24 protein-coding genes are annotated in these 24,783 nt (G+C 62.3%); 12 read left to right on the forward strand and 12 right to left on the reverse strand.

The features are described from left to right. From Q8R10_RS20200 to Q8R10_RS20225, 6 genes are all read right to left on the reverse strand, one after another. On the reverse strand, positions 1-1,029 hold the full coding sequence (locus tag Q8R10_RS20200; RefSeq protein ID WP_305655863.1) for a histone deacetylase family protein: 1,029 nt from the start codon (positions 1,027-1,029) through the stop codon (positions 1-3). A gap of 169 nt (positions 1,030-1,198) precedes the next feature. Continuing rightward, positions 1,199-2,242, reverse strand: a complete 1,044-nt coding sequence (locus Q8R10_RS20205; RefSeq protein ID WP_305655864.1) for an extracellular solute-binding protein — start codon at positions 2,240-2,242, stop codon at positions 1,199-1,201. Positions 2,243-2,268: 26 nt separating this feature from the next. Continuing rightward, entirely contained in the window at positions 2,269-3,057 is a 789-nt protein-coding gene (locus Q8R10_RS20210) for an ABC transporter permease (protein WP_305655901.1), read from the reverse strand. Next, on the reverse strand, positions 3,057-3,971 hold the full coding sequence (locus Q8R10_RS20215) for an ABC transporter permease (RefSeq protein ID WP_305655865.1): 915 nt from the start codon (positions 3,969-3,971) through the stop codon (positions 3,057-3,059). Before Q8R10_RS20215 ends, Q8R10_RS20210 begins: the two co-directional genes overlap by 1 nt. After that, on the reverse strand, positions 3,968-5,017 hold the full coding sequence (locus tag Q8R10_RS20220) for an ABC transporter ATP-binding protein (RefSeq protein WP_305655867.1): 1,050 nt from the start codon (positions 5,015-5,017) through the stop codon (positions 3,968-3,970). Before Q8R10_RS20220 ends, Q8R10_RS20215 begins: the two co-directional genes overlap by 4 nt. Before the next feature lie 328 nt (positions 5,018-5,345). Continuing rightward, on the reverse strand, positions 5,346-6,356 hold the full coding sequence (locus Q8R10_RS20225) for an AraC family transcriptional regulator (protein WP_305655869.1): 1,011 nt from the start codon (positions 6,354-6,356) through the stop codon (positions 5,346-5,348). 104 nt (positions 6,357-6,460) lie between these two features. On the opposite strand from Q8R10_RS20225, the gene Q8R10_RS20230 reads away from it, so the two are divergent. Continuing rightward, positions 6,461-7,384, forward strand: coding sequence for an SdiA-regulated domain-containing protein (locus Q8R10_RS20230; protein ID WP_305655870.1), 924 nt, complete (start codon positions 6,461-6,463; stop codon positions 7,382-7,384). A 32-nt stretch (positions 7,385-7,416) separates the two neighbouring features. Here Q8R10_RS20230 and Q8R10_RS20235 read toward each other — a convergent pair whose 3' ends face one another. Together Q8R10_RS20235 and rpiA are read right to left on the reverse strand one after the other, a co-directional pair. Then, positions 7,417-8,061: a hypothetical protein gene (locus tag Q8R10_RS20235; RefSeq protein WP_305655872.1), complete on the reverse strand. Its 645-nt coding sequence runs from the start codon at positions 8,059-8,061 to the stop codon at positions 7,417-7,419. Between the two features lie 70 nt (positions 8,062-8,131). Continuing rightward, positions 8,132-8,806, reverse strand: coding sequence for a ribose-5-phosphate isomerase RpiA (rpiA, locus tag Q8R10_RS20240; RefSeq protein WP_305655874.1), 675 nt, complete (start codon positions 8,804-8,806; stop codon positions 8,132-8,134). A gap of 159 nt (positions 8,807-8,965) precedes the next feature. Here rpiA and ilvA point away from each other — a divergent pair, with 159 nt between their 5' ends. Genes ilvA through Q8R10_RS20255 form a run of 3 tightly spaced genes read left to right on the forward strand, consistent with a single transcriptional unit; the run spans position 8,966 to position 11,491 of the window. Continuing rightward, positions 8,966-10,480, forward strand: a complete 1,515-nt coding sequence (gene ilvA, locus Q8R10_RS20245) for a threonine ammonia-lyase, biosynthetic (protein ID WP_305655876.1) — start codon at positions 8,966-8,968, stop codon at positions 10,478-10,480. A gap of 59 nt (positions 10,481-10,539) precedes the next feature. After that, the gene (locus Q8R10_RS20250) at positions 10,540-10,980 is read left to right on the forward strand and encodes a DUF2269 family protein (protein WP_305655878.1); all 441 of its coding nucleotides are present in this window, start codon (positions 10,540-10,542) and stop codon (positions 10,978-10,980) included. Between the two features lie 43 nt (positions 10,981-11,023). Beyond that, positions 11,024-11,491: a DUF2269 domain-containing protein gene (locus Q8R10_RS20255; RefSeq protein ID WP_305655880.1), complete on the forward strand. Its 468-nt coding sequence runs from the start codon at positions 11,024-11,026 to the stop codon at positions 11,489-11,491. 63 nt (positions 11,492-11,554) lie between these two features. Here the strand turns inward: Q8R10_RS20255 and Q8R10_RS20260 are convergent, their stop codons facing one another. Then, the gene (locus tag Q8R10_RS20260) at positions 11,555-12,208 is read right to left on the reverse strand and encodes an HAD family phosphatase (protein WP_305655882.1); all 654 of its coding nucleotides are present in this window, start codon (positions 12,206-12,208) and stop codon (positions 11,555-11,557) included. A gap of 156 nt (positions 12,209-12,364) precedes the next feature. On the opposite strand from Q8R10_RS20260, the gene Q8R10_RS20265 reads away from it, so the two are divergent. The 3 genes from Q8R10_RS20265 to Q8R10_RS20275 are packed head-to-tail and all read left to right on the forward strand — an operon-like array spanning position 12,365 to position 16,016. Further along, on the forward strand, positions 12,365-12,844 hold the full coding sequence (locus tag Q8R10_RS20265) for an RNA pyrophosphohydrolase (RefSeq protein ID WP_305655883.1): 480 nt from the start codon (positions 12,365-12,367) through the stop codon (positions 12,842-12,844). Positions 12,845-12,865: 21 nt separating this feature from the next. Next, positions 12,866-15,145, forward strand: coding sequence for a phosphoenolpyruvate--protein phosphotransferase (gene ptsP, locus Q8R10_RS20270; RefSeq protein ID WP_305655903.1), 2,280 nt, complete (start codon positions 12,866-12,868; stop codon positions 15,143-15,145). A gap of 4 nt (positions 15,146-15,149) precedes the next feature. Next, complete coding sequence (locus tag Q8R10_RS20275; RefSeq protein ID WP_305655885.1) at positions 15,150-16,016, forward strand: hypothetical protein; 867 nt, start codon at positions 15,150-15,152, stop codon at positions 16,014-16,016. On the opposite strand, the gene Q8R10_RS20280 is transcribed toward Q8R10_RS20275, so the two are convergent. Then, complete coding sequence (locus tag Q8R10_RS20280) at positions 16,009-16,773, reverse strand: NRDE family protein (RefSeq protein WP_305655887.1); 765 nt, start codon at positions 16,771-16,773, stop codon at positions 16,009-16,011. The genes Q8R10_RS20275 and Q8R10_RS20280 overlap by 8 nt on opposite strands. Before the next feature lie 123 nt (positions 16,774-16,896). Between Q8R10_RS20280 and Q8R10_RS20285 the strand changes: the two genes are divergently transcribed. From Q8R10_RS20285 to Q8R10_RS20295, 3 genes are all read left to right on the forward strand, one after another. Beyond that, entirely contained in the window at positions 16,897-17,691 is a 795-nt protein-coding gene (locus tag Q8R10_RS20285) for a sulfite exporter TauE/SafE family protein (RefSeq protein WP_305655889.1), read from the forward strand. 75 nt (positions 17,692-17,766) lie between these two features. Next, positions 17,767-18,573: a prolipoprotein diacylglyceryl transferase gene (lgt, locus tag Q8R10_RS20290; protein WP_305655891.1), complete on the forward strand. Its 807-nt coding sequence runs from the start codon at positions 17,767-17,769 to the stop codon at positions 18,571-18,573. Next, entirely contained in the window at positions 18,570-19,364 is a 795-nt protein-coding gene (locus tag Q8R10_RS20295) for a thymidylate synthase (RefSeq protein ID WP_305655892.1), read from the forward strand. The genes lgt and Q8R10_RS20295 overlap by 4 nt, the downstream gene beginning before the upstream one ends. Before the next feature lie 215 nt (positions 19,365-19,579). Here Q8R10_RS20295 and Q8R10_RS20300 read toward each other — a convergent pair whose 3' ends face one another. Continuing rightward, a complete protein-coding gene (locus tag Q8R10_RS20300; protein ID WP_305655894.1) occupies positions 19,580-20,953 on the reverse strand; it encodes a GTPase/DUF3482 domain-containing protein in 1,374 nt (457 codons plus the stop codon). Next, positions 20,946-22,346, reverse strand: a complete 1,401-nt coding sequence (locus tag Q8R10_RS20305) for a DUF2868 domain-containing protein (protein WP_305655896.1) — start codon at positions 22,344-22,346, stop codon at positions 20,946-20,948. The genes Q8R10_RS20300 and Q8R10_RS20305 overlap by 8 nt, the downstream gene beginning before the upstream one ends. 149 nt (positions 22,347-22,495) lie before the next feature. On the opposite strand from Q8R10_RS20305, the gene Q8R10_RS20310 reads away from it, so the two are divergent. Further along, positions 22,496-23,668 (forward strand): diguanylate cyclase, encoded by a 1,173-nt coding sequence (locus Q8R10_RS20310; protein ID WP_305655897.1) that lies wholly within the window; start codon positions 22,496-22,498, stop codon positions 23,666-23,668. A 182-nt stretch (positions 23,669-23,850) separates the two neighbouring features. Beyond that, positions 23,851-24,363 carry a dihydrofolate reductase gene (locus Q8R10_RS20315; RefSeq protein WP_305655898.1) on the forward strand — a complete coding sequence of 171 codons (513 nt, stop codon included), beginning with the start codon at positions 23,851-23,853 and terminating at the stop codon, positions 24,361-24,363. The last annotated feature ends 420 nt before the right edge of the window (positions 24,364-24,783 follow it).

Here is a 24,783-nt window from a genome sequence, read left to right on the forward strand (position 1 = left end):
TTAGGCGCTTTCGAAACCTTGCAGCACGTTCACCGCGTTGATGCCAATCTCCTCGACGGCATAGCCACCCTCCATCACAAACAGGGTTTGCAGGCCCAGTTGGCCGATGATTTCGCCCATGCGCAGGTAGTCCGGGCTGGCCAGTTTGAACTGCGAGATCGGGTCTTCCTTGAAGGTGTCGACGCCCAGCGAGACGATCAGCGCATCCGGGGCGTATGCGCCGATCTGTCGGCACGCGTCCTGCAACGCCAGGCTCCAGGTCGACCAGTCGCTGCCGGCGTGCAGCGGATAGTTGAAGTTGAAACCTTCGCCGACGCCCTGGCCTTTTTCATCGGCATAGCCCAAGAAGTACGGGTACTCGAAGCTCGGGTGGCCGTGGATCGAGGTAAACAGCACATCGGCGCGGTCGTAGAAGATGTCCTGGGTGCCATTGCCGTGGTGGTAGTCGACGTCGAGGATGGCAATCCGTTTGGCGCCCAGATCCAGCAGCGCCTGGGTGGCGATGGCGGCGTTGTTCAGGTAGCAGTAACCGCCCATGTAGTCGGCGGCGGCGTGATGGCCCGGTGGTCGGCACAGCGCAAACGCCCCGCGCGCGCCCTTGGCCAATTCGGCCTGGCCGGTGAGGGCGACGTTGGCCGAGCTGAGGATCGCCTGCCAGGTGCCGGCGGTGATTGGCGCGCCGGCGTCGAAGGAATAAAAGCCCAATTTGCCGTCGATATCGCCGGGTTCGATCTGCCGCAAACGGCGGATCGGCCAGGTCATCGGCAGCATGTCGTGGCTACGCCCCAGGGCCTGCCAGTCGCTCCAGGCGTTCTGTAGAAAATTGACGAAACCGGCGCTGTGCACCCGGCGAATCGGCGCCAGGCCAAAGTCCAGCGGGCCGCGTACTTCGCCAAGGCCCACGGCGCGGGCGCGGGCCAGCACCATGTCGGCGCGGCTGGGCATTTCAAAGCAGGGGCTGAACTTGCCGTCGATCAATTCGGCGGCGCCGTGGTGCAGGCGATGATCGTCACTGTAAATCGTCAGCATAAGGGTCTCCCAGGACTCGCGTGGAGTCCGTCAGGCAGTTCATCGGGGGAGAGCGCGCGAGCGCAGCTCAGGCTAGGCGAAAGCCGGCGAGGGCGCGGAGTTTACGGCTGTAAATGAGCAGCCCGAGCCGGCTTTCAACAACGCATGAGCAAAGCGCAGCCGCTCGAGGTTATTTCTTCAGCTTGGTCCAGACCGCGCTGCGCAGCTTCAGGGATTTCGGCGAGCACAGCTCGAAGGGCCGCAGGCGCTCGAGTTTGTCGGCCGGGGTGTTGATCGCCGGGTCGTCGAACAGGGTTTTGTCCATAAACTTCTCGGCGCCGCTGATGGCGTTGTTGTACTTGGCGAAGTTGGAGGCGGCGGCGATGTTCTCTGGCTGCATCATCCAGTTGATAAACACATGGGCTTCGGCCACGTTGGTGGCGCCTTTGGGAATGGCGAAGTTGTCGATAAAGGCCGCCACGCCCTCTTTCGGGTAGACGTACACCAGGCTGTCGCGTTGCTCGTGGGCGCGGTGGTAGGCGCCGTTCCATTGCTGGTGCATGGCCACTTCGCCGGCGGCCATGCGCTCGATGGTGCCATCACTGTTGTACATGGCCAGCAGCGGTTTTTGCGCCAGCAGCAGCTCTTGAATCTGCTTCGCTTCTTTCGGGTCTTCGGTGCAGACGCTGATCCCTAAGTAGCGGGCCGCCGCCGGGTACAGGTCATCGGCGGAATTGAGGGCCACGACCTTGCCTTTCAACTCGGCCGGCGGCTCGAAGAAACCTTTCCAGCTCTCCTCCAGCTTGCCGCCCGGCACCTGCTTGGCGTCATAGCTGTAGCCGGTGGTGCCCCACAGGTACGGCGTGCTGTAGTCGTGCTCGGGGTCGAAGCTTAAATGCTGGAAGGTCGGCGCCAGGTTCTTCAGGTTCGGCAATTTGCTCTTGTCGAATTTCTGCAGCAGATCCTCTTTGACCATGATCTGGATAAAGCTGTCGGACGGCACTATCACGTCGTAACTGCCGCCACCGGCCTTGAGCTTGGCCAGCAGGGTCTCGTTGCTGTCGTAGGCATCGAGGGTGGCTTTGATGCCGGTGTCGGCCTCGAATTTTTTCAGCAGCTCCGGCGGGTAATAGTCCGACCAGTTGGCGAAGTTCAGGCTGCCGGCGGCCTGGGCATTGCCCGTGAGGCCGAGGGCGATCAGTAGCGACAATGCGAGCGGTGTGCGACGGGTCATGGTCAAGCTCCTTGCAGGTCTGAGGTTTAACGTTTGCGTTGGCCGAGGTAGTAGGACAGGGTCACGAACAGAATCGAGATCACCAGCATTAGCGACGAAATGGCGTTGATCTTCGGGCTGATGCCCATGCGGATCGAGCTGAAAATATAAATCGGCAGGGTGGTGGAGCCGGCGCCGGCGACGAAGTAGGTGATCACGAAATCGTCCATGGAAATGATGAAGGCCATCATCGCCCCGGAGAAAATCCCCGGCCGCAGCAGCGGCAAACTGATCCGCCGAAAAGTCTGCCAGGGCGTGGCGTAGAGGTCCGCCGCTGCCTCCTTGAGTGCCGGGTTCATGCCTTGCAGGCGTGCCCGGATAGGTAGGTAGGCGAAGGGCGTGCAGAACACTACGTGGGCGATCAGGATGGTGAACAGCGACAGCTTTAGGGCGATCAGCGAGAAGAACATCAGAATCGCCACGGCGCTGACGATGTCCGGGATCAGCAGCGGCAGGCCGAGCACGCCACTCATCAGCGTCTGCCCGCGAAAAGTGCGGCCGTGCATGCCCAGCGCCGCCAGAGTCGCCAGCCCGGTGGAGATCAGGGTGGCGAGGCTGGCGACAATCAGCGAGTTCTTCGCGGCGCGCAGAATCTCCGGATCGTTCGCCACCACCGCGTACCATTTCAGGCTAAAGCCTTTCCAGAGGGTGGCCGACTGGCCGCTGTTAAAGCTCAGCGCCACCAGCACGATAATCGGCAGGTAGAGGAAGATAAAAAACACCCAGGCGGCCGGGCGCACGCCGGTAAAACGCCAGAGCGGATTGTTTGCGCTAATCATAGGCCGGCTCCACTGTCGCTCGATTTGAACCGCATGCTGTAGGTGAGCATGGCCAGCAGCACAAAGCTCAGCAGGGCAAAGGCCAGTGCCGAACCAAAGGGCCAGTTGTGCGAGCCGCCGAACTGCAGTTGGATCAGGTTGCCGATCATCAATGCCTTACCGCCACCGAGCAGCTCGGGAATGATGTAGTTGCCCAGCGCTGGGATAAACACCAGTAGCACCCCGGCAATGATCCCCGGCATGGCCAGCGGAATGATGATGCGCTTGAGGGCTTGCCAGCGATTGGCGCCCAGGTCGAAAGCCGCCTCGACCAGGCGCCAGTCGAGTTTCTCCAGGCTGGTGTAGATCGGCAGCACCATAAAGGGCAAAAAGCTGTAGAGCAGGCCGATGATCACCGCCGTGTCGGTGTACAGCAGCCCTAGCGGCTGCTCGGTGATGCCGGCGCCTTGCAGGCTGGCGTCGACCAGGCCGCCGTTACGCAGCAGCAGAATCCAGGCGTAGGTGCGCACCAGCAGGTTGGTCCAGAACGGCACGGTGACCAGAAACAGCAGCAGGTTACGTTTGCGCTCGCTCTGCAACGCCAGGTACAGGGCGGTGGGGAAACCAATCAGCAGACAGCCGCTGGTGGTCAGCAGCGAGAGCAGAAACGAGCGTTGGAAGATCTGCAGATAGTCAGTGTTAAACACCCAGCTGTCGTCCAGGTCGCGCTCGTAGAAGAAGTTGATATAGGCGTCCAGCGAGTACTGGCCCCAGAGCACGCCGCCGTAGTCGCCGGATTTCAGGATCGAGACCAGAAACATGATGCTCAGCGGCACCAGCAAGAACACCAGCAGGGTCAGCATGGCTGGTGCGGTGAGCAGCAGGCGGCGCTTGAGCAGGCGCTGGGCGGCGATCAGTTGTGGCGTGCTCATTCGCTAAGCACCCGAATGGCATTGCTCGGTACCTTGACCCGCACCTGGTCGCCAATGGCGCAGCCGAACTGGGCGCCATGGTGGTTTTGCTGGCGCACGCGAAACCCCGACTGACCGGCAACCTTCAATAAATACAGGGTGTCGGTGCCGATATACACCAGGTTCTCCACAGTGCCGGCCAGCTCGCCGTCGGCGGCCAGGCTGATGCGCTCCGGGCGAATCGCCAGGGTCACGCTACCGGTGCTTGGGCTGCTGGTCGTCAGCCGTTGACCGTCTTTCAGGCGCACGCCGCCGCTGTAACTGTCGCCCTCGAGGAAGTTGGTTTCACCGATAAAGTCGGCCACGGTGCGGTTGGCCGGCGACTCGTAAATCTCGCTGGGGGTGCCCACTTGCAGCACCCGGCCCTTGCTCAGCACCGCGATGCGGTCGGACATGGTCAGGGCTTCTTCCTGATCATGGGTGACGAAGATAAAGGTGATGCCGGTTTCACCTTGCAGGCGCTTGAGTTCGATCTGCATCTCTTTGCGCAGCTTCATGTCCAGGGCCGACAGCGACTCGTCCAGCAGCAGCACCTTGGGCCGGTTGGCCAGGGCGCGGGCCAGGGCGATGCGTTGCTGCTGGCCGCCGGACAGTTGATCGGCACGCCGGCGGCCGATATCCGGCAGCTTGACCAGTTCGAGCATGGCCTTGACCGTCTGCTCGATCTCGTTGCGCTTGAGCCCGCGCATCTCCAGACCGAAGCCGATGTTCTCGGCCACGCTCATATGCGGAAACAGCGCATAGCTCTGGAATACGGTATTGACCGGGCGGCGAAACGGCGGCAAATCCTGCATCGGCTCGCCGTACAGGCGGATGGTGCCGCTGGTGGGTTGCTCGAAGCCGGCGATCAGCCGCAACAGGGTGGTTTTACCGCAGCCAGAGGGACCCAGCAGGGTGAAGAATTCGTTGGCGCGGATCTCCAGCGACACTTCGTCGAGGGCCCGCAGACTTTGCCCCTGGTCGGCGAACTCCATGCAGATCTGCTCGATGCTTATGGCGCTGGTCATATCGATATAAAGCTCTAACTAATTGTTATTATTGGTTTTTTGTTGGCTTGCAGAGCTTGTTGAGAGTCTGGCAGCGCTTTGATTGTGGCAGTGCCCGGGGGCTTAGCAGAATGCTAGAAACGGACAAAAGGGGATAATTGCGGCCAAGTTTTAGGTTGTATAGTCGTTATGTTGCGGTGTCGTAGCTCTTTGTAGGATGGGTTGAGCTTGCGATACCCATCGAGTCCGACTGCGATCAAGTCTGTGATGGGTATCGCTGCGCTCCACCACATCCTACGGTCAGCTTTAGCCGCGACAGAGTCCTGGAATCGCTAGGAATTGCCGCGCGCTAGCGGCGATAGAAGCTCGGCGACTGCCCACTCCAACGCTGGAAGGCGTGGCGGAAGCTGGCGGTTTCGCTGTAGCCGAGTTGCTCGGCGATGCGGGCGATGGGCAGGTCGGTCTGGCCCAGCAGGTGCCGGGCCTTGTCGAAGCGCACTTCATCGAGCAATTGCTGGTAGCTGGTGTTGAGCCGTTGCAGGTGGCGGCGCAGGGTGCGGCTGCTGCGGTGCAGTTGCGCCGCCAGCCGCTCCAGGCTGCCGGCTTCGTGCAGATGGCCGGTCAGGTGTTGGCGAATCTGCTCCAGTACATCGCGGCCACTGTTGAGTTGGGCTTCCAGTTGCAGGCACTGCTGCAGGCCGTAATGGCAGCTGACCGGGTCGGCCAGCGGTAACGGCCGGTCGAGCAGGGCGGCGTTGAAACACAGGGCGCTGACCGGCGCGCCGAAGTCTACCGGGCAGGCCAGTTGCTCGGTGTAGGCACGCGCATGCAGGGGCGGGCGAAACGCCAGCTGCAGGCGCCGCGGCAGTATCGCCTCGCCGAGCAGGTCGCGCACCACGGTGAGCAGCGAACTCAGGCAGAGCTCGGTGTTGAACACCGTCAGCTCTGGTGCGTGCCGATAGCCGATAGCGATTAGCTGCGCCTCGTCGCCCTCTTCATGCAGGCTCAGTTTAAAGTAGGTGCCCAGCAGGCTGGGGTAGCTCAGGGCCAGGTGCAGTGCGCTGCGCAGGGTCGGGCTGGCGAGCATGCTGTAGCCGAGGATGCCGTAGGCCGACACATGCATGCGCAGGCCCAGGGACAAACCCAGCGCCGGGTTCTGGGTGCAACTCAAGGCGTTGGCAAACACCCGCAACTCTTGGGCGTGGGTGATGAGTTTGTCCGGGGTCTGCAAGTCGGCGCTGCTCAGTCCGCTGTCGTGCAGCAGACGCTGTTGCGGCACGTCATTGAGTTGCTGCACCGCCAGTGCGATGGTGTGCAGGGTGGTCAGTGCGCGTGCTTCGGGTAACAGTGAGATGCCCATCCGACGGCCTTTTGGGTGGTGTTTGGTAACTTCAGGTTGCCCGGTTCAGCTTGAATTCAGTTAAGCGTGCTATTGATGCGGGCCTATTTTGCGGAGCTTGGCCCATGCGTTATCTGCTTAACCCCCGCGCCCTGTTGTTGCTGGCGCTGTCGTTGGCGGTTTTGTTCGGGTTGGCCAGCGCTCAGCAGATGCGCTTGTTCGAGCGGGGCTGGTTTGCGGTGCAAGAATGGCGCCATGCCCCCGAGTGGCGAGAGCGCTCCTTGTGGCTGCCCGATTATCGGGTCGAGATTGAGGCGCAACCGATTGCCGGGCTGGCCGCTAACCTCTCGGCCCTGACCTTCGATCCGGATCGGCGCAGCCTGTTTGCGGTCACCAACAAGCAGGCCGAGTTACTCGAACTGTCCCTCGATGGACAGATTGTGCGGCGCATTCCCTTGACCGGTTTTGGCGATGCCGAGGCGGTTGAGTACATCAGCCCCGGCATCTACGTGATCAGCGACGAGCACCAGCAGCGCCTATTTAAAGTGCATGTGGATGCGCGCACGCGCTGGTTGGACGCCGCCGACAGCGAGCAGCTGTCGCTGAGCATTGGTGAGGACGGTAACAACGGTTTTGAAGGCCTAGCGTACGACAGCGTCGGGCGTCGCTTGTTTGTGGCCAAGGAGCGCAAACCGCTGCGGATCTTGCAGGTGCTGGGTTTCCCGTCACAGGACGAGGGTCAGCCCTTTGCCGTGCATGTGCAGGGCGATGCGGTGCGCGATCAGCGCTTGTTTGTCAGCGACCTGTCCAGCTTGGTGTTCGATCAGGGCAGCGGCCATCTATTGCTGCTGTCGGATGAGTCGCGGCTGGTGCTGGAGTTGGATCAGGCCGGCAAGCCGATCAGCAGCCTGTCGCTGCTGGCCGGCATGCACGGCCTCAAACGCAGCGTGCCGCAAGCCGAGGGGCTGGCCATGGACGACCTGGGCGACCTGTATATCGTCAGCGAGCCGAACTTGTTTTACCGCTTCAAGAAGCCGGTCGGTGAATAGCCGGCCCTTTCAGCTGCAGAGCTACGCCAAGGCTACGGGTTAGGCAGTTGTGCCTCGAAGGCCTGCAGGCGGGCGATCAGCTCTTCCTCGCTGCCGCTCTGGTTGACGGCCAAGTCTCTGATGGACTTGCCCAGTCCCGCCATCTCGGCCGGCAGCCCCTCGTCGGGTGACCAGGTTTCACCTTCTAGAACACCCATGCCGCGGATAAAGGTCGAGAAGCGATAGAGGGTGCCATCTAGCCCTCTTGAGACACCTGCGGGGTAGCGGGTGAGCAATAACATGCGTGCCCACGCCCGCTGAATGGCTACGGCTAGCTCATGACTGATCTGTCGCTCCCAGCGGGGAGTCTGGCGGCTTTCCTTGGGCTCATCCGGGGCCACGGTTGCCGTGATGCTGTACAGCCGCTCATGCAGCGGAACCAGTTGCCAGTGAGGGTATTTGCTACGGGCGGCTTCTGGGATGGTCTCATCGATCGCAATTGCCCAGCTGGCTTCGAACGAGGGGAAAACCTTCAGCGTGGCAATCTTTCCCTTGGTCACCAGCAGCGTGCCATCAGCAGCAGAAGAACTCCTGACCGGGCTCAGGTAGGTCGGTTTCACTAGCTCTTCGGCTTCGTAAAAGGTTGCGGCCGGAATCGGCAGGGCGGTGAGGGCTAGCAACAGGAAGAGGTATTTCATCGCTGGACTTCCTTGTAGGCGATGGGTGTTAGAGGCGGTCCGCCAGGCGCGGGACCGCCTTGCTCGGGGATCAGCCGCGCTTGAGGGTCTTGACTCCCTCGGCGGTGCCCAGTAGCAGCAAATCGGCCGGGCGGGCGGCGAACAGGCCGTTGCAGACTACGCCGACTATGGCGTTGATCTGGCTTTCCAGCTCGGCCGGATTGATGATCGACAGGTTGAACACGTCGAGGATGATATTGCCGTTGTCGGTCACCACGCCCTCGCGATACACCGGGTCGCCGCCCAGTTTCACCAGCTGGCGCGCCACATGGCTGCGGGCCATGGGAATCACCTCCACCGGCAGCGGGAAGGCGCCGAGTACCGGCACCAGCTTGCTGGCGTCGGCGATGCAGATAAAGGTCCGGGCCACGGCGGCAACGATCTTCTCGCGGGTCAGGGCCGCGCCGCCGCCCTTGATCAGGTTGAGGTGCTCATCGCTCTCATCGCAGCCATCGACGTAGAACTCCAGGTCGCTGGTGCTGTTGAGGTCATACACCGGAATGCCGTGGGCTTTCAGGCGGGCGGCGGTGGCATCGGAGCTGGCCACGGCGCCGTCGAAGTCCATCTTGTGCAGCGCCAGAGCGTCGATAAAACAGTTGGCGGTGGAGCCGGTGCCTATGCCGATGACGCTTTTTTGATCCAGTTGTGGCCGGATAAAATCCAGCGCCGCTTGCGCCACGGCTTGCTTGAGTTGGTCTTGGGTCATGCGGCACCGTGTCAGATGAGAGGGGCAGGGTGGGCAATTATAGCCGCTTGCCGGGGCGGCTTGGGCTTTGGCGCGCCGGATAAATCCATCAAGGCTGCCGTAGCGGACGCGACCTGCGTTAGACTCGCGGGCCAGCCCTTATTGCCAAGAGCCAGCCCGATGCTCGAACAGTACGTCAAAAAGATCCTCACCTCGCGCGTCTACGACGTGGCGGTAGAAACCCCGTTGCAGCCCGCGCGGCAGCTCTCCGAGCGCACCGGCAATCAGATTTTGCTCAAGCGTGAAGACTTGCAGCCGGTGTACTCGTTCAAGATTCGTGGCGCTTACAACAAACTGGCGCAACTGTCGGCGGCGGAGTTGGCCCGCGGGGTGGTCACCGCCTCCGCCGGCAACCATGCCCAGGGGCTGGCGCTGGCCGCCAAGCACCTGGGGGTCAAGGCCACCATTGTGATGCCCAAGACCACCCCGGAGATCAAGGTCAATGGGGTGCGCTCGCGTGGCGGCAAAGCCGTGTTGCATGGCGACAGCTTTCCGGAGGCGCTGGCCCATTCGCTGAAACTGGTGGAAGAAAAGGGCTACGTCTATGTGCACCCTTACGACGACCCGGACACCATTGCCGGCCAGGGCACCGTGGCGATGGAGATTTTGCGTCAGCAACCTGGCCAGCTGGATGCGATCTTCGTGCCGGTCGGTGGCGGCGGCTTGATTGCCGGCATCGCCGCCTACGTCAAATACCTGCGTCCAGATATCAAGATCATCGGCGTCGAGCCGGATGACTCCAATTGCCTGCAGGCCGCCATGGCCGCCGGCGAGCGGGTGGTATTGAGCCAGGTGGGCTTGTTCGCCGACGGCGTGGCAGTGGCGCAGATCGGCAAGCACTGCTTCGACGTTTGCCAACACTATGTCGATGAAGTGATCACCGTCAGCACCGACGAGATCTGCGCGGCGATCAAGGACATCTACGACGACACCCGCTCGATCACCGAGCCGGCTGGCGCGCTGGCGGTGGCAGGGATCAAGAAATACGTCGAGCGCGAAGGCTGCAGCGGCCAGGTGCTGGTCGGTATCGACTCGGGTGCCAACGTCAACTTTGATCGCCTGCGTCACGTGGCCGAGCGCGCCGAGCTGGGCGAGAAGCGTGAGGCGATCATCGCGGTGACCATCCCCGAGCGGCCGGGCAGCTTCAAGACCTTCTGCGAGGCGCTGGGCAAGCGGCAGATCACCGAGTTCAACTACCGCTTCCATACCGACAGCGAGGCGCACATCTTCGTCGGCGTGCAGACCCACCCGGACACCGACCCGCGTGCGGCACTGGTCGCCAACCTGCGCGAACAGGGCTTCCCGGTGCTGGATCTGACCGACAACGAACTGGCCAAGCTGCATATCCGCCATATGGTCGGCGGTCATGCGGCGGCGGTGCCGGATGAAGTGGTGTTTCGTTTCGAGTTCCCCGAGCGGCCGGGCGCCTTGTTCAACTTCCTGCACAAGCTCGGCGGGCGCTGGAATATTTCGATGTTTCACTACCGCAACCATGGCGCCGCCGATGGTCGGGTGCTGGCCGCCTTGCAAGTGCCGCAGAGCGAGCGCCATCTGATCCCGGCGGCGCTGGATGCCATCGGTTATCCCTATTGGGATGAAAGCAATAATCAGGCTTATCGGCTGTTTCTTGGCTAAAGCCGGCCACCATTTACCTGTTTCGCCGCAGCGCAACAGGCTCTGAAAGGGATGTATCGATGGAAAACTATCAACTGCTGAAAATCGCCCACAGCCTGCCGGCCATCCTGGTCTTTGTCGGCCTGCTGGTGCATGTGTTGATGCTCTGGAAGGCCGCTCGTGGCGCTGATGCTGCGGTGCTGCAACGCAAGCTGCGCCGCACCCGCCTGATCAGCTTGCCGCTGCTTGGCGTGCTGGCCCTGAGCCTGCCGGTGAGCGGTTGGTGCCTGGTCAATAGCGCCGGCTTGCCGCTGGGGCAGTTGTGGCTGCTGGCCAGCTCCGGCCTGTACCTGTTGCTGATGTTGCTCGGCCTGTTGTTGGCCGGCCGCCTCAGCGCTTGGCAGGCCCTTGGCGCCACCCCGGCGCCGAGCCGTTTGCTGCGTTTTACGGCGGCCTACGCCGGCTTGATGGTGCTGGTGCTGCTGGCGATTCTCGGCTTGATGGGTGCTAAGCCGGCATGATCCGAGGGTTGCTGAGCGCTGCGATAACATCGGGCTTGCGCGGATGAGCTGGTACCTGCTGCTGAAAACCCTGCATATCTTGTCGTCCACTGTGTTGTTTGGCACCGGTCTGGGCTCGGCTTATTACGCTCTGCGCGCCTGGCGCGGTGGTGAGGTGGCGGTGATTGCCGCGACCTTCCGGCACTTGGTCATGGCCGACTGGCTGTTTATCGCCACCACGGCGCTGTTGCAGCCGATCAGTGGTGTGGCCTTGGCTTATGTGGCCGGCTGGCCGCTGAATCAGCTGTGGTTGCTGTGGAGCATGGGGCTGTTTGTGCTGGCGGGCCTGTGTTGGTTGCCGGTGCTCTGGTTGCAGATGCGCGTGCGGGATATGGCGCTGCAGGCACTGGCTGCCGGCACGCCCATGCCGGCGCTGGCCAGCCGCTATATGGCGATCTGGTTCGCCCTCGGCTGGCCGGCCTTTGTGGCCTTTATTGCGATTTTCTGGCTGATGGTGGCCAAGCCGCTTTAGGGCGCCCATCCGCCGAATCCGTAGGATGGGTTGAGCGCAGCGATACCCATGCGGCCAAGCCGGCTAGCGCAGTGAAATGATCGGCCAGCCGCGCAACTCGGCCTCAGCTTGCAGGCGCGGGTCGGGGTCGACTGCCACCGGTCGGCTGACTTGCTCAAGCAGTGGCAGGTCATTCATCGAGTCGCTGTAAAAGCAGCTGCCTTGAAGACTCATGCCAGTTTCGGCCAGCCAGCGGTTCAGGCGGGTGACCTTGCCTTCTTTAAAGCAGGGCACGTCGGTGGTGCGACCGCTGTAGCGGCCGTCGTGCATTTCGCATTCGGTCGCCAGCAAGGTGTCAACGCCCAGGCGTGCGGCAATCGGCCCGGTAACGAAGCGATTGGTGGCGGTGATGATCAGCAACTTGTCGCCGGCCTCGCGGTGTTCGGCCAACAAGGCTTCGCCCTTGGCGAGGATGATCGGCTCGATGCAGTCGCGCATAAACTCGCGGTGCCACTGGGCCAGCTGGGCCATCTCGCTACGGCCGAGAATCTCCAGGCTGAAATTCAGGTAGTCGTTGATGTCCAGACGCCCGGCCAAATAGTCCTGATAAAACTCATCGTTGCGCGCCTTGTAGGCCACCCCGTCGAGAATCCCGCGCTCGCACAGGTAGTCGCCCCAGGCATGATCGCTGTCGCCAGCCAGAAGGGTGTTGTCGAGGTCGAACAGGGCTAAACGCACGGGCGCACCTTGCTATTAATGCCAAAAGAAGCCGCTCAGAATAACCACTTTCGGGGCCTGTGCCCATTGTTGCGCTCCCCGCGTTTGCTGGATTCACGGCCTTTGTGGAACAATGCCCGCATGTCTTAAATTCAGGCGTTTATAAGGTTGAGTGCCGTGATTGATTGTGATGGTTATCGGCCTAATGTCGGCATCATTCTGACCAATGATGTCGGACAAGTGCTTTGGGCTCGGCGAATTAATCAGGACGCCTGGCAGTTTCCGCAAGGCGGGATCAACGACGGCGAGTCGCCCGAACAGGCGCTTTTTCGTGAATTAAATGAAGAAGTTGGCCTCGAAGAGCAGGATGTGAAAATTATCGCCTGCACCCGTGGCTGGTTGCGTTATCGTCTACCCCAACGGTTGGTGCGTACCCACAGCCAGCCACTGTGCATCGGTCAGAAACAAAAGTGGTTCATGCTGCGTTTGCTCTCCAATGAGGAGCGGGTGCGCATGGACCTGACCCCCAAACCGGAGTTCGACGGTTGGCGTTGGGTCAGTTACTGGTATCCGCTGGACCAAGTAGTGACATTTAAGCGCGAGGTTTATCGTCGCGCCCTTAAGGAACTAGCGCCACGTTTGTTGGCGCGCGACTGACCACGGAGAACAGGCTTGAGCATGCTCGGTACGCTGCGCCGGATCGTCCAGGAAGTTAATGCCGCTGCGGATCTCAAAGCGGCGCTGACGATCATTGTCCAGCGTGTCAAAGAGGCCATGGGCAGCCACGTCTGCTCGGTGTACTTGCTCGATCCGGAAACCAATCGCTTCGTGCTGATGGCCACCGATGGCTTGAACAAACGCTCGATTGGCAAGGTCAGCATGGCCGCCAACGAAGGTCTGGTTGGCCTGGTCGGCACCCGTGAAGAACCGCTGAACCTGCAAAACGCCGCGGACCATCCGCGCTACCGCTACTTTGCCGAAACCGGCGAGGAGCGTTATGCCTCTTTCCTCGGCGCGCCGATCATCCACCACCGGCGGGTGATGGGCGTGCTGGTGATCCAGCAGAAAGAAAATCGCCAATTCGATGAGGGCGAGGAAGCTTTCCTCGTCACCATGAGCGCTCAGCTGGCCGGGGTTATCGCCCACGCCGAAGCCACTGGTTCGATTCGCGGCCTGGGCAAGCAAGGCAAGGGCGTGCAAGAAGCGCGCTTTGTCGGTGTGCCGGGCTCCTCTGGCGTGGCGGTGGGTACCGCCCTGGTGCGTTTGCCACCGGCCGATCTGGAAGTGGTGCCAGACAAGCAAGTGGCGGACATCACCGCCGAGCTGGCGCTGTTCCATACTGCCTTGACCGCCGTGCGCGCCGATATGCGGGCACTCTCGACCAAGCTGGCCAGCCAGTTGCGCCCGGAAGAACTGGCGCTGTTTGATGTCTACCTGATGATGCTCGAAGACGCCGCCCTGGCTGGCGAGATTGAGCGGGTGATCGCCACCGGTCAGTGGGCGCAAGGTGCGTTGCGCCAAGTGGTCGGCGAGCACGTTAAACGCTTTGAGTTGATGGACGACGCTTATCTACGAGAGCGTGCTTCGGACGTCAAAGACCTCGGTCGGCGCCTGCTCGCCTACCTGCAAGAGGCCCGCGAAGAGGCTCGGGTTTACCCGGATAACACCATTCTGGTCAGTGAAGAGCTGACCCCGGCAATGCTCGGCGAAGTGCCGGAAGGCAAGCTGGTCGGACTGGTCTCGGTGCTGGGTTCGGGTAACTCCCACGTGGCGATTTTTGCCCGGGCCATGGGTATTCCCACGGTTATGGGGATGGTCGATCTACCCTATTCGAAGATCGATGGCATTCAGCTGGTGGTCGACGGCTATCACGGCGAGGTGTTCACCAACCCTTCTGCCGATCTGTGCATGCAGTACCGCGCGGTGGTCGAGGAAGAACGCCAGCTGGTCAAAGGCCTGGAGGCCTTGCGTGGCTTGCCTTGCGAAACCCTCGATGGCCATCGCATGCCGCTGTGGGTGAATACCGGTTTGCTCGCCGACGTGGTGCGCGCCCAAGAGCGCGGCGCCGAAGGCGTTGGCCTGTACCGCACCGAAGTGCCGTTTATGATGAACGAGCGCTTCCCCAGCGAAAAAGAACAGCTGAAAATTTACCGCGAACAACTGGCCGCTTTCCATCCACTGCCAGTAACCATGCGCAGCTTGGACATTGGTGGCGACAAAGCGCTGTCGTATTTTCCGATCAAGGAAGAAAACCCCTTCCTCGGTTGGCGCGGCATTCGGGTGACCCTCGATCACCCGGAGATTTTCCTGGTGCAAACCCGCGCCATGCTCAAGGCCAGCGAAGGGTTGGATAACCTGCGGATTCTGCTGCCGATGATTTCCGGCACCCATGAGCTGGAGGAGGCGCTGCACCTGATCCACCGCGCCTGGGGTGAGGTGCGCGATGAAGGTGTGGATATTCCGCTGCCACCGATCGGGGTGATGATCGAAGTGCCGGCGGCGGTCTATCAGGTCCGTGAACTGGCGCGTCAGGTGGACTTTCTCTCGGTCGGCTCCAACGACCTGACCCAATATTTGCTCGCCGTGGATCGCAACAATCCGCGGGTGGCCGATCTCTATGATTTTCTCCATCCTGCCGTGCTGCATGCGCTGAAGCTGGTGGTCGATGGCGCCCATGCCGAAGGCAAACCGGTGAGCATTTGCGGTGAAATGGCCGGCGATCCGTCGGCGGCGGTACTGCTGATGGCCATGGGTTTCGACAGCCTGTCGATGAACGCCACCAACTTGCCGAAAGTTAAGTGGCTGCTGCGCCAGATCAGCCTGAGCAAGGCCCGCGAACTGCTGGGGCAGGTGATGCGCATCGACAATCCGCACGTCATCCACAGCACCCTCGACCTGACGCTGCGTAACCTCGGGTTGGGTCGGGTGATCAATCCGGCGGCGACTATTCAGTCTTAACCCAATGATCCCGCCCAAGGCCGCCGCGAGCGCCGCAGGTACTGAGCTGGTGCTGCAACCATTGGCGCAGTTGCGCTTATCGGCTGCCAGTGGCCTGGTCTGCTGCGGCGCTGAACTGCTGGTGCTGGCCGATGACGAGTTGGTCCTGCAGCGTTACTCCCACGCCGGCGTTTACCTTGGTCAGCACCTGCTGCTGGCCGGCGAGCTGCCCGCTGATCCGGCAACCCGCAAACGCCTCAAGCCCGACTTTGAAATGCTCTGTCAGCTGCCGGATGGTCGTCTGCTGGCGCTTGGCTCTGGCTCGAAGAAGCGCCGCCGCCGTGCGGTGTTGTGGCAGGCGGGCGCTACCCAGGTAATCGATTTGACGCCGCTCTATCTGGCGCTCGAAGCACTGCTGCCGGACCTCAACCTGGAGGGCGCGGTGGTGCAGGGCGAGCAGCTGTTGCTGGCCCAGCGCGGTAACAGTGCCGACAGCTTGAATGCCTTGATTAGCCTCGATCTGGCCACGCTGCTTGGCCAGCTGGCGGGCGCCAGCCTCGGATCTGAGAGCTTGCGCAGCGTGGCGCCCATTGAGTTGGGTGAGCTGCACGGCGTGCCGCTGAGTTTCACCGACCTGTGCCTGGCTGCCGATGGCCGCCTGCTGTTCAGTGCGGCGGCCGAAGACACCGAGTCCAGTTATGACGATGGCGCTTGTGTCGGCAGCGTCCTGGGTTGCTTGGCGGATGCTCAGGTACAGGCGCTCTGGCCGTTGGCCGGACAAGCCAAGATCGAGGGGCTGTGCCAGCTGGCCGATGGCAGCTTGCGGTTGGTCAACGACCCGGATGACCGCGCCGCGCGCTCAAGCCTGTACCGCCTCGAGTTGCCTATTTAGTCTTAGTCGCATCTAGCACTAAGCGTGTCTCGCCCAGAGCCACGCCGTTGGGGCCAAAGCTCCGTTCAACCAGCACGCGTTCGCCGCCGGCCTTAACTTTCAACACTGTGCAGGCGCGGGTGCCATAGCTGCTGCTGCAAATAAAGGCGCTCGATAACAAACGCTCGAATTCCGGACCGATGCCGGTTTGTGGCAAGTCGACATCGGCGGCGATTTGCCGGTCGGTCAACAGGCTAAACAAGGCCTCTTCTTCCTCGCTGGCCAGCGCCTCGGCTAGCGCGCTTTTGGCCCGCAACAGCTTGGGCCAGGGCGTGTCGAGGCTGGCATTGGATACGCCATAAACACCGGCCGCCAGTCGCCGTGGCGCACCGCTGCGCGGGTTGTAATGCCACAGCTCATTGGCCGTGCCCACCAGCAGATTAAAACCGCTGAATTCGTGAACATGGCTTTGCAGCTCGGTCAGAAACTCCTTGGGCGATAATTGGCTACCGAGAAACCCGGCCGGCAGCTCACCCCGCGAGCGGGCTCCCAGCGGTTGCGCGGGGTCACGCAAATTGGTCAGGGCAGCGAAGCGGCCCTGCGGGCCGATGCCCAGCCAAGTGCCGCCGGCCTGCAAGTCGCGACCTGCATAGATGCCCGGCCGATCACCCCAATGCGCCAGGGCCGCGCTGGGGCGGGCATAAAACTCATCGCGGTTGGCCGCCACCAGCAGTGGCACTCCGTGGCCGGGGCGCCAGGCGAAGACAATCAGGCACATGGCAAATCCTATGGGAGTGGGTAGTGGGTAGTTGGGAGCTTGAGGCCGAAGCGGGGTTTTCGGCAAGGCATGGAGGCGACCGGCGCCATCCGGTACCATGCCGGTCTGTTTGCGGAGGCACCGATGGACGTTTTGCAATATCTGTTGCTGTATCTGGTGCTGGGCGGTTGCGCCGGGGTGTTGGCTGGGCTGTTCGGGGTCGGCGGCGGTATCATCATAGTGCCGGTGCTGGTGTTCAGCTTCGGCGCCCAGGGTTTTGCCCCCGAGGTGTTAACCCATTTGGCGGTGGGCACCTCCTTGGCGACCATCATCTTCACCTCGATCAACGCGGTGCTGGAACACCAGCGGCGCGGCGCGGTGCGTTGGGAACTGGTGCGCTGGATGACCCTCGGCATTCTGCTCGGCGCCGGCTTCGGCGCGCTGACGGCGGCGGCGATTCAGGGCCCGCAGTTGCAGAAAATTATCGGTGTGTTCGCTCTGGTGATCGCCCTGCAAATGGCCCTGGAGTTAAAACCCAAGGCCAGCGCCGCGGTGCCCGGTAAACCCGGATTGACCTTGGCCGGTGCAGTAATTGGCTGGGCCTCGGCGATTTTCGGCATCGGTGGCGGCTCGCTCAGCGTGCCATTTTTGACCTGGCGCAGCGTGCCGATGCAGCAAGCCGTGGCCACCTCTTCAGCCTGCGGCCTGCCGATTGCCGCCGCCAGCGCCCTGAGTTTTCTGCTGATTGGCTGGCATAATCCGCAGCTGCCGCAGTGGTCGTTGGGCTACGTCTATCTGCCGGCGGTGGCCGGGATTGCCATCACCAGCATGTTTTTCGCCCGCTTCGGCGCGCGGCTGGCGCATAAGTTGTCGCCACGGTTACTCAAACGACTGTTCGCCCTGTTGCTGTTTTGTGTCGGGCTGAATTTTCTCTGGTAGGGCTGCGCTGGTGGGTTACGCCGCTACGCGGCTAACCCACCCTACGTTCTAAATGATTAATTTTAAGGAGTACGAATGCTGGCTTTTCCGCAAATCGATCCGGTGGCCCTGGCCCTGGGTCCGCTCAAAATCCATTGGTATGGCTTGATGTATTTGGTCGGCATCGGCGGCGCCTGGTTGCTGCTGTCGCGTCGGCTTAAGACCTTTGATCCGAGCTGGACCAAGGAGCAACTGTCGGACCTGATCTTCTGGTCGTCGATGGGGGTGATTCTTGGCGGTCGTCTGGGCTATGTGCTGTTTTACGATCTGGCCGCTTATATGCACGAGCCGCTGCTGGTCCTGAAAGTGTGGCAGGGTGGCATGTCGTTCCACGGCGGCTTTATCGGCGTGATGCTGGCCAACCTGTGGTTCGGCAAGCGCAACGGCAAGAGCTTCTTCCAGCTGATGGATTTTATCGCCCCAGTGGTGCCGTTGGGCCTGGCGGCCGGGCGAATCGGCAACTTTATCAATGCCGAACTCTGGGGCAGGGCCACCGACCTGCCTTGGGCGATGGTTTTCCCCACGGATCCTGCGCAGCTGGCGCGTCATCCGTCGCAGCTCTATCAGTTCGCCCTCGAGGGCGTGGCGCTGTTCGCGATTCTCTGGCTGTACACCCGCAAGCCACGGCCGACCATGGCGGTGTCCGGGATGTTTGCCCTGTGGTACGGGATTTTCCGTTTCGTGGTTGAGTTCGTCCGGGTGCCGGATGCTCAGCTCGGCTATCTGGCGGGCGGTTGGCTGACCATGGGCCAAGTGCTTTGTGTGCCAATGATCCTCGCCGGCATTGCCTTGATTGTCTGGGCTTACCGGCGCGCCCCGGCCGCCCAAGGAGCCGCGCAATGAAGCAGTATCTGGACTTGATGCGCTTGGTGCGCGACACCGGCACCTTCAAGAATGACCGTACCGGCACCGGCACTTACAGCCTGTTTGCCCAGCAGATGCGCTTTAACCTGGCCGATGGTTTTCCGCTGGTGACCACCAAGAAGTGCCACCTGAAATCCATCATCCATGAGCTGCTGTGGTTTCTGCAGGGCGACACCAATATCAAGTACCTGCAAGATAATGGCGTGCGCATCTGGGATGAGTGGGCCGACGAAAACGGCGATCTTGGTCCGGTGTATGGCTACCAGTGGCGCAACTGGCCGGCACCGAATGGCGGCTCGATCGACCAGATCAGCAACCTGATCCAGATGATCAAAACCAACCCGGACTCGCGGCGGTTGATCGTCAGCGCCTGGAACCCGGCGCTGGTCGAGCAGATGGCGTTGCCGCCGTGCCACGCGCTGTTTCAGTTCTATGTGGCCGACGGCAAACTCAGCTGCCAGCTGTACCAGCGTTCGGCGGATATCTTCCTCGGCGTGCCGTTTAACATCGCCAGTTACGCCCTGCTGACCCTGATGGTGGCGCAGGTCTGCGGCCTGCAACCCGGCGAGTTCATCTGGACCGGCGGCGACTGCCACCTGTACGCCAACCATATGGAACAGACCGATTTGCAGCTGAGCCGCGAGCCGTTGCCGTTGCCGACCATGCAGCTCAACCCGGCGGTCACCGACCTGCTGGCGTTCAAGTTCGAAGACTTCGAGCTAGTCGGTTACCAGGCCCATCCGCATATCAAGGCGCCAGTGGCGGTGTGATCTAGCGGCGGCACGTAGCCGCTCGTAGGTTGGGCGGCATGTGGCGAGACCTAAATAACACCGTGGTTTAAGCTGCCGCGTAACCCAACATGGGTCTATGCCGCGCTAATGCTGAAACCGCTCGGTGGGTTACGCAGCGCGCTGGCGGCGCGGTGAGATTTTGAGTCCGCGTGGCGCTGCTAACCCACCCTACGAATCTGCACCCCGAGGCAGTCCTACGCCGTTGTGAGTGCGGCAGCCAATGTCTCGATCAGGTTTTGCCGCTCGGCTTGCGCCAGTGTCGGGTGCGGGTTAAGTGCCGACCATTCGGGATGAGCGCGGGCCTTGCGCAGGATGCTGAGCAGTTGTGCATAGTTGGTCTTGGCGCCTGTGCCGACCTCCAGGGCGATGACGTGCTGGGCGGCATGCCCGCGCTGGCCGAGGGCGCTGAGCAGCTGTTGTTGGCGCACGGCCAACAATTGCAGCACGCCGTCATCGACAGTCAATTCACGCTGGCCTTTGAGTTTGCCGAGCAAGCGCGCGCCGTAACTGCGTGCCGTTTGCAGACCGCCGCCAGCGATGGCGCCGAGCAGGGTGGCGGCGCCCAGGCTGATGCCGCCGACCAATAAGTCCACCCCAACGCCGGCTGCAGCGCCAGCCGCCACGCCACTGCCGACTTTAATGCCGAGCCGCTTGAGGGTTTCCGGGTTGAACAGGTCGTCGCCCCAGCGGCCATCCAGTAGCGGCAGCTCTGCACTGGTGGCATCTTCCCGGCGAAACGCATACAGGCGCAGCAGTGCCTCGACGCAAGTCTGCTCGCGGCGGCGCACGACATCGCGCAGTGCCTGGACAGCCGCCTGTTCCTGGCTGGGCTGGCTGCTGACGCGACGGCGACAGGCGGCGCAGTCGAGCAGTAATTCGCCGATCAATTGCCGGCCGCTGTGCTGGCGCGCCACGGCCTGGGCGTGCAGGTCGGCAATCAAGCGCTGCAACTGCGGTCGGTAGTTTTCCAGTAACAAGGCCAGGCTGTCATACAGCAGGCGTTCGCCGTCCTGGGGCGGTGTCACGGTGTCGAAACGTACCAGCGCATGCAGGCCCAAGCGTGCCAGGGCGCTGCGCCAGCTTTCAATCTGGGCGGTGCCGGCGGCGGCAAAATTCAGCACCGGCAGCAGCGGTTTGCCGCAGCTGGCCAGCACCGCCAGTTCGTCGCGGTATTTGGCCAGCACCGGCTCGCGGGCGTCGATCAGGTACAGCCCGGCATCGCTGGCCAGCAACTGGCGCAGCACCTTGGCTTCTTGCTCGAAACGCTGGCGGGCCTCACTGCTGGCGAGAAAACGGCTGAGTTTCGCCGGGCCATCGAGGCGCTCGCCGGGCCGTTCGAGCTGCTCCAGGTAATCCAATAAGGCGATGGCGTCTTCCAGCCCCGGCGTGTCGTACAGCTCCAGCAGCGCCTGACCGTCCACCGACAGGCGCGCGCCCTCGACGTGGCGGGTGGTGCTGGGCCGATGGGAGACTTCGCCAAACCCCAGATCGCGGGTCAGGGTGCGCAGCAACGAGGTCTTGCCGACATTGGTGTGGCCGACTACGGCGAGTTTCAGCGCCTTAGTCATGGCCGCTCTCCAGCCAGTTGAAGGGCGCGCTGTCGGCATGGGTTAGCTGCAGTTGCGCCAGGGCCTGATGCCAGTCGCCGAGCCGCTGGCTGTCCAGCGCTTCGCCGGGGGCCGGCGGCAGCAACCAGATGCGCGTGGCGGCCGCGCTGCGGGCCAGTTCGCCGAGCAGCGCCAGGGTGCCGCGATCCGGTGAGCGGCGTGGGTCGCAGGCAATCGCCAAACGCGCCGGCGGGAAGCGGCTGAGCTGATCCAGCAGATGCTGGCGCTGTTCGCGGCTGTCGATAACCCCGGCGTCGGCCACGGTTTTGGGCAGTGCCGGTGGCCATGGGCGTTGCGGGTCTAGTTCAATCGCCACTAACAGGGCGCCACTGCTGGCGTGCGCGCTGGTCGCGGCCGGGGTAATGGGCGTCAACGCGGGGGCGGCGGCGCTGATGCCCAGGCGCTCGCTGCTGGGTTGCAGGTGGGCGCGCAGCACTTGGTAGCCGGGCAGGGACAGATCCAGGCTCAGCCGGCGCTTGCCGCGCTGCCAGCCGCCCAGGCACAGCAGCGTCAGCAGTAACCGTGGCAGCAGGCCGAACACCAGCAGCACGCCGAGCAGCCAGCTGGCCCAGGCTTGGCGGCCGCCATCGTCGAGCAAGGCGGCGGTGCCACTGGCGCGGATCATCGGCTCGTCAGGCAGGCTGAAGCCCAGCAGCGCCGGCACTGCGCCAAGGGCCTGGGTCAGGCCGACGAAGCTGTCGCTCGCCAGCAGGGTGGTTTCCCAGACGAAGCCGTAGCGGCGGCTGGCCAGCAGCATCAGCAGCATGACCAGGGCGCTGCTCAGGGCCAGCAGCCACAGACCGTGGCTGAGCAGGCCAGCGCCCCAGCGACTGAGGCGCTGGCCTTGTAGCAGCAGCATTAATGCCGGCAGCAGTTGGGCGGCTTGGGCATCGCGGGCCAGTTTGGCGCTTAGCCATTGCCACAGTCGCCCGAGGGTGCCGCCGGCGTGGCTCGGTAATAACCAGCTGAGCAGCCAGCCGGTCAGCATCAGCAGGTTCAAGCCGAGCAGGCTGGCCAGCGCCCAAAGCAGATTCACCGGGCGTTGGCCATCGCCCAGCGCACCGAAGGCCAGCGCCGCACCGCTGGACAGGGCCAGCAACAGCAAGATGGCCAAGGCCAGGCGCGCGCCTTGTTGATAATGCTCAAGCGCCGCCAGTTGCCCGTCGCGGCTTGCCAGCCAAAGGGCGCGGGCCTGAATGCGCTGGCTAAAGTCGCCACCTGCGGCGCGTGCCTGGCGATTGGCTTCGCGGTCTTCCAAACGTTCGCCCTGCGCTTCACGCCGGCGGATGGCTTCGCTCAGCCAAAGCTGTTCTAGGTTGCTGAGGGAGGCTGTTGCACTATGAGGTTTGCTCACGCGTTACTCGTGGCCTGAGGGTTTGGCCCAAGGATAACCCTTGCCGCCGCCCTTTGCGTAGCAAGCGGCAGGCGGCGCGGGCGACTAAGCTGAGCAGCAGTAATAGCCATAGTTTCTAGAACCATAGTCTTTAGCCGTCGAGAATCCGCATGCCATTACCCAGCCTTGAGTGGGTTAACCAAGACTCAGCCTACCTGCGCCAATTGCGCGCGGGCTTTGCTTGGTTGCGTTTTACGCCACAGTTGGAGCTGGAGTTTCGCGGCTACCACGCCGTCGCCAACTTGTACCGTATGCGCGGTGCGGTGATGGTTTCTTGCGTGATGTGGCTGCTGTTTAGCCTGCTCGATTACGTCAGCATGCCAGCTGAGTTTCGCCAGCAAAGTTTGGCTTTGCGCCTGTTGATTATGCCGCTGTTGCTGGGCACTTGGTGGGCGAGCTTTCGCCCGCAATGGCTTGAGCGTATGCAACTGCTGGCAGGCATCTGTGCGCTGGCCTCGGGGCTGGCAGTTGCCGGGGTGATTTGGATTGCCCGCGCCCATACTTTTGCGTTGCCCTATGAGGGCATCATTCTGATGACGGTGTTCTTTTACTTTCTGATCGGTTTGCGTTTCAGAACCGCGGTCTTCTGTGGCTGGCTGACGTTTTGTGCCTATTTGGCGGTTGAGCTGAACACCGGCCTGGCGGCCAACGTGCTGATCTACAACGCCTTCTTTCTGGGCGCGGCGAATTTGATCGGCTCCTTTGGTTGTTACTTTCTCGAGCACTCGGCGCGCGAGACCTTTATTGCTCAAGGCTTGCTAGAGGACATCGCCGAGCGCGACTTTTTGACCGGTCTACTCAACCGCCGCGCCTTTAGCGAGCAAGCTAACCGCAGCTGGCGCCAAGCCGTGCGGGCGCAACAGCCGGTGGCGGTGCTGATGCTGGATGTGGATTTCTTTAAAGCCTACAACGACCACTACGGCCATGCCGCCGGCGATCTAGCTCTGCAAGCCGTGGCCCGCGCCCTCGGCGCGCATGCCCAGCGCCCGCTCGATGTGCTGGCGCGTTATGGCGGCGAGGAGTTTGTCGGGCTCTGGCTGGATGTTAGCCAGGAGGCGATTTTGGCCTTGGCCGAGGCTATTCGCGCCGATGTGCAGGCGTTGGCGCTGAGTCATCAGCATTCGGCTGTGGCGGACGTGGTGACCCTCAGTATTGGTATCGCCTATTTGCTGGCGCCGCAACCGGGCGCGCTCGAAGAGGCGCAGCGCTTGGCCGATGGCGCGCTGTACCAGGCCAAGGAACAAGGCCGTAACTGCGTCGAACTGCGGGCGCTGACCTTATAAGCCTGCATCGGGCCTACGCCGCGCTAACTCAGCAAAGAGTCTGAAATCGCTCGGTGGGTTACGCAGCGCACTGGCTGCGAGCTGTGATTTTGAGCTTGAGTGGCGCCGCTAACCCTCCCTACGAAAATCCGCTTGCAACACATCACTGGGACACCGCCACGCAAAACGCTATCCTTGGCGGCATGAAAATTACTCGCCCGCTGTGCCTGATTGCCGCCCTCGCGCAAAACCGCGTGATCGGCTGTAACAACCAATTGCCCTGGCATTTGCCAGCCGACCTCAAGCACTTCAAGGCATTGACCTTGGGCAAGCCGATTATCATGGGTCGCAAGACCTGGGACTCCCTCGGCCGGCCGCTGCCGGGGCGGCTCAACCTGGTGGTCAGTCGTCAGGCCGATTTGCAGCTAGCGGGGGCCGAAGTGTTTCCCTCGCTGGAAGCCGCCATCGTTCGCGCCGATGAGTGGGCGGCGGCCGAGGATGCCGACGAGTTGATGCTGATCGGCGGCGCGCAGCTGTACGAGCAGGGCTTGGCGTTGGCGCAGCGGCTGTACCTGACCCGCGTCGGCTTGAATCCCCCAGGCGATGCCTGGTTTCCAGCCTTTGAAGGCGCCGACTGGCACCTGGCCTCGGAGATCGACCGCGCCGCCGAGGCTGACGTGCCGGCCTATGCCTATCAGGTCTGGGACCGGCGTTAGTCGCCGAAGCTTTATTTGAGCGATGATACGTGTTGCACACAGCTTTTGTAGGGGGGGGTTAGGCGCGAACCACGGCTTGCCAACAACGCAAAACCCGACCGCGCCGTAACCCACCATGGCGCTCGACCGGCAAGCCGCATGGTGGGTTACGCGGCGCCCGGCTTGCGCGGCGATGCAAACAATCACCGCCCGCGCCGCTAACCCACCCTACGAATTACCGCGCACCTGGCATCGCCTAACCGGCCCACACGCTTCAACACATAACGGGTACATAACCATAAAAAAGGCTCTGTACCCGTTAACTGTTGCAAGGTCTAAACTCAAGACGCGTGCTCATCAAGGAGTACCGTTATGGATGCCCAATCCTTTCAACACCTGCTGGTTCGGCTTGATCTGCTCACGATCAAACAGAAATCCATC

Origin of the sequence: Pseudomonas sp., from assembly GCF_030698175.1 — a bacterium.
In the GTDB taxonomy this organism is placed as follows: Bacteria; Pseudomonadota; Gammaproteobacteria; order Pseudomonadales; family Pseudomonadaceae; genus Aquipseudomonas.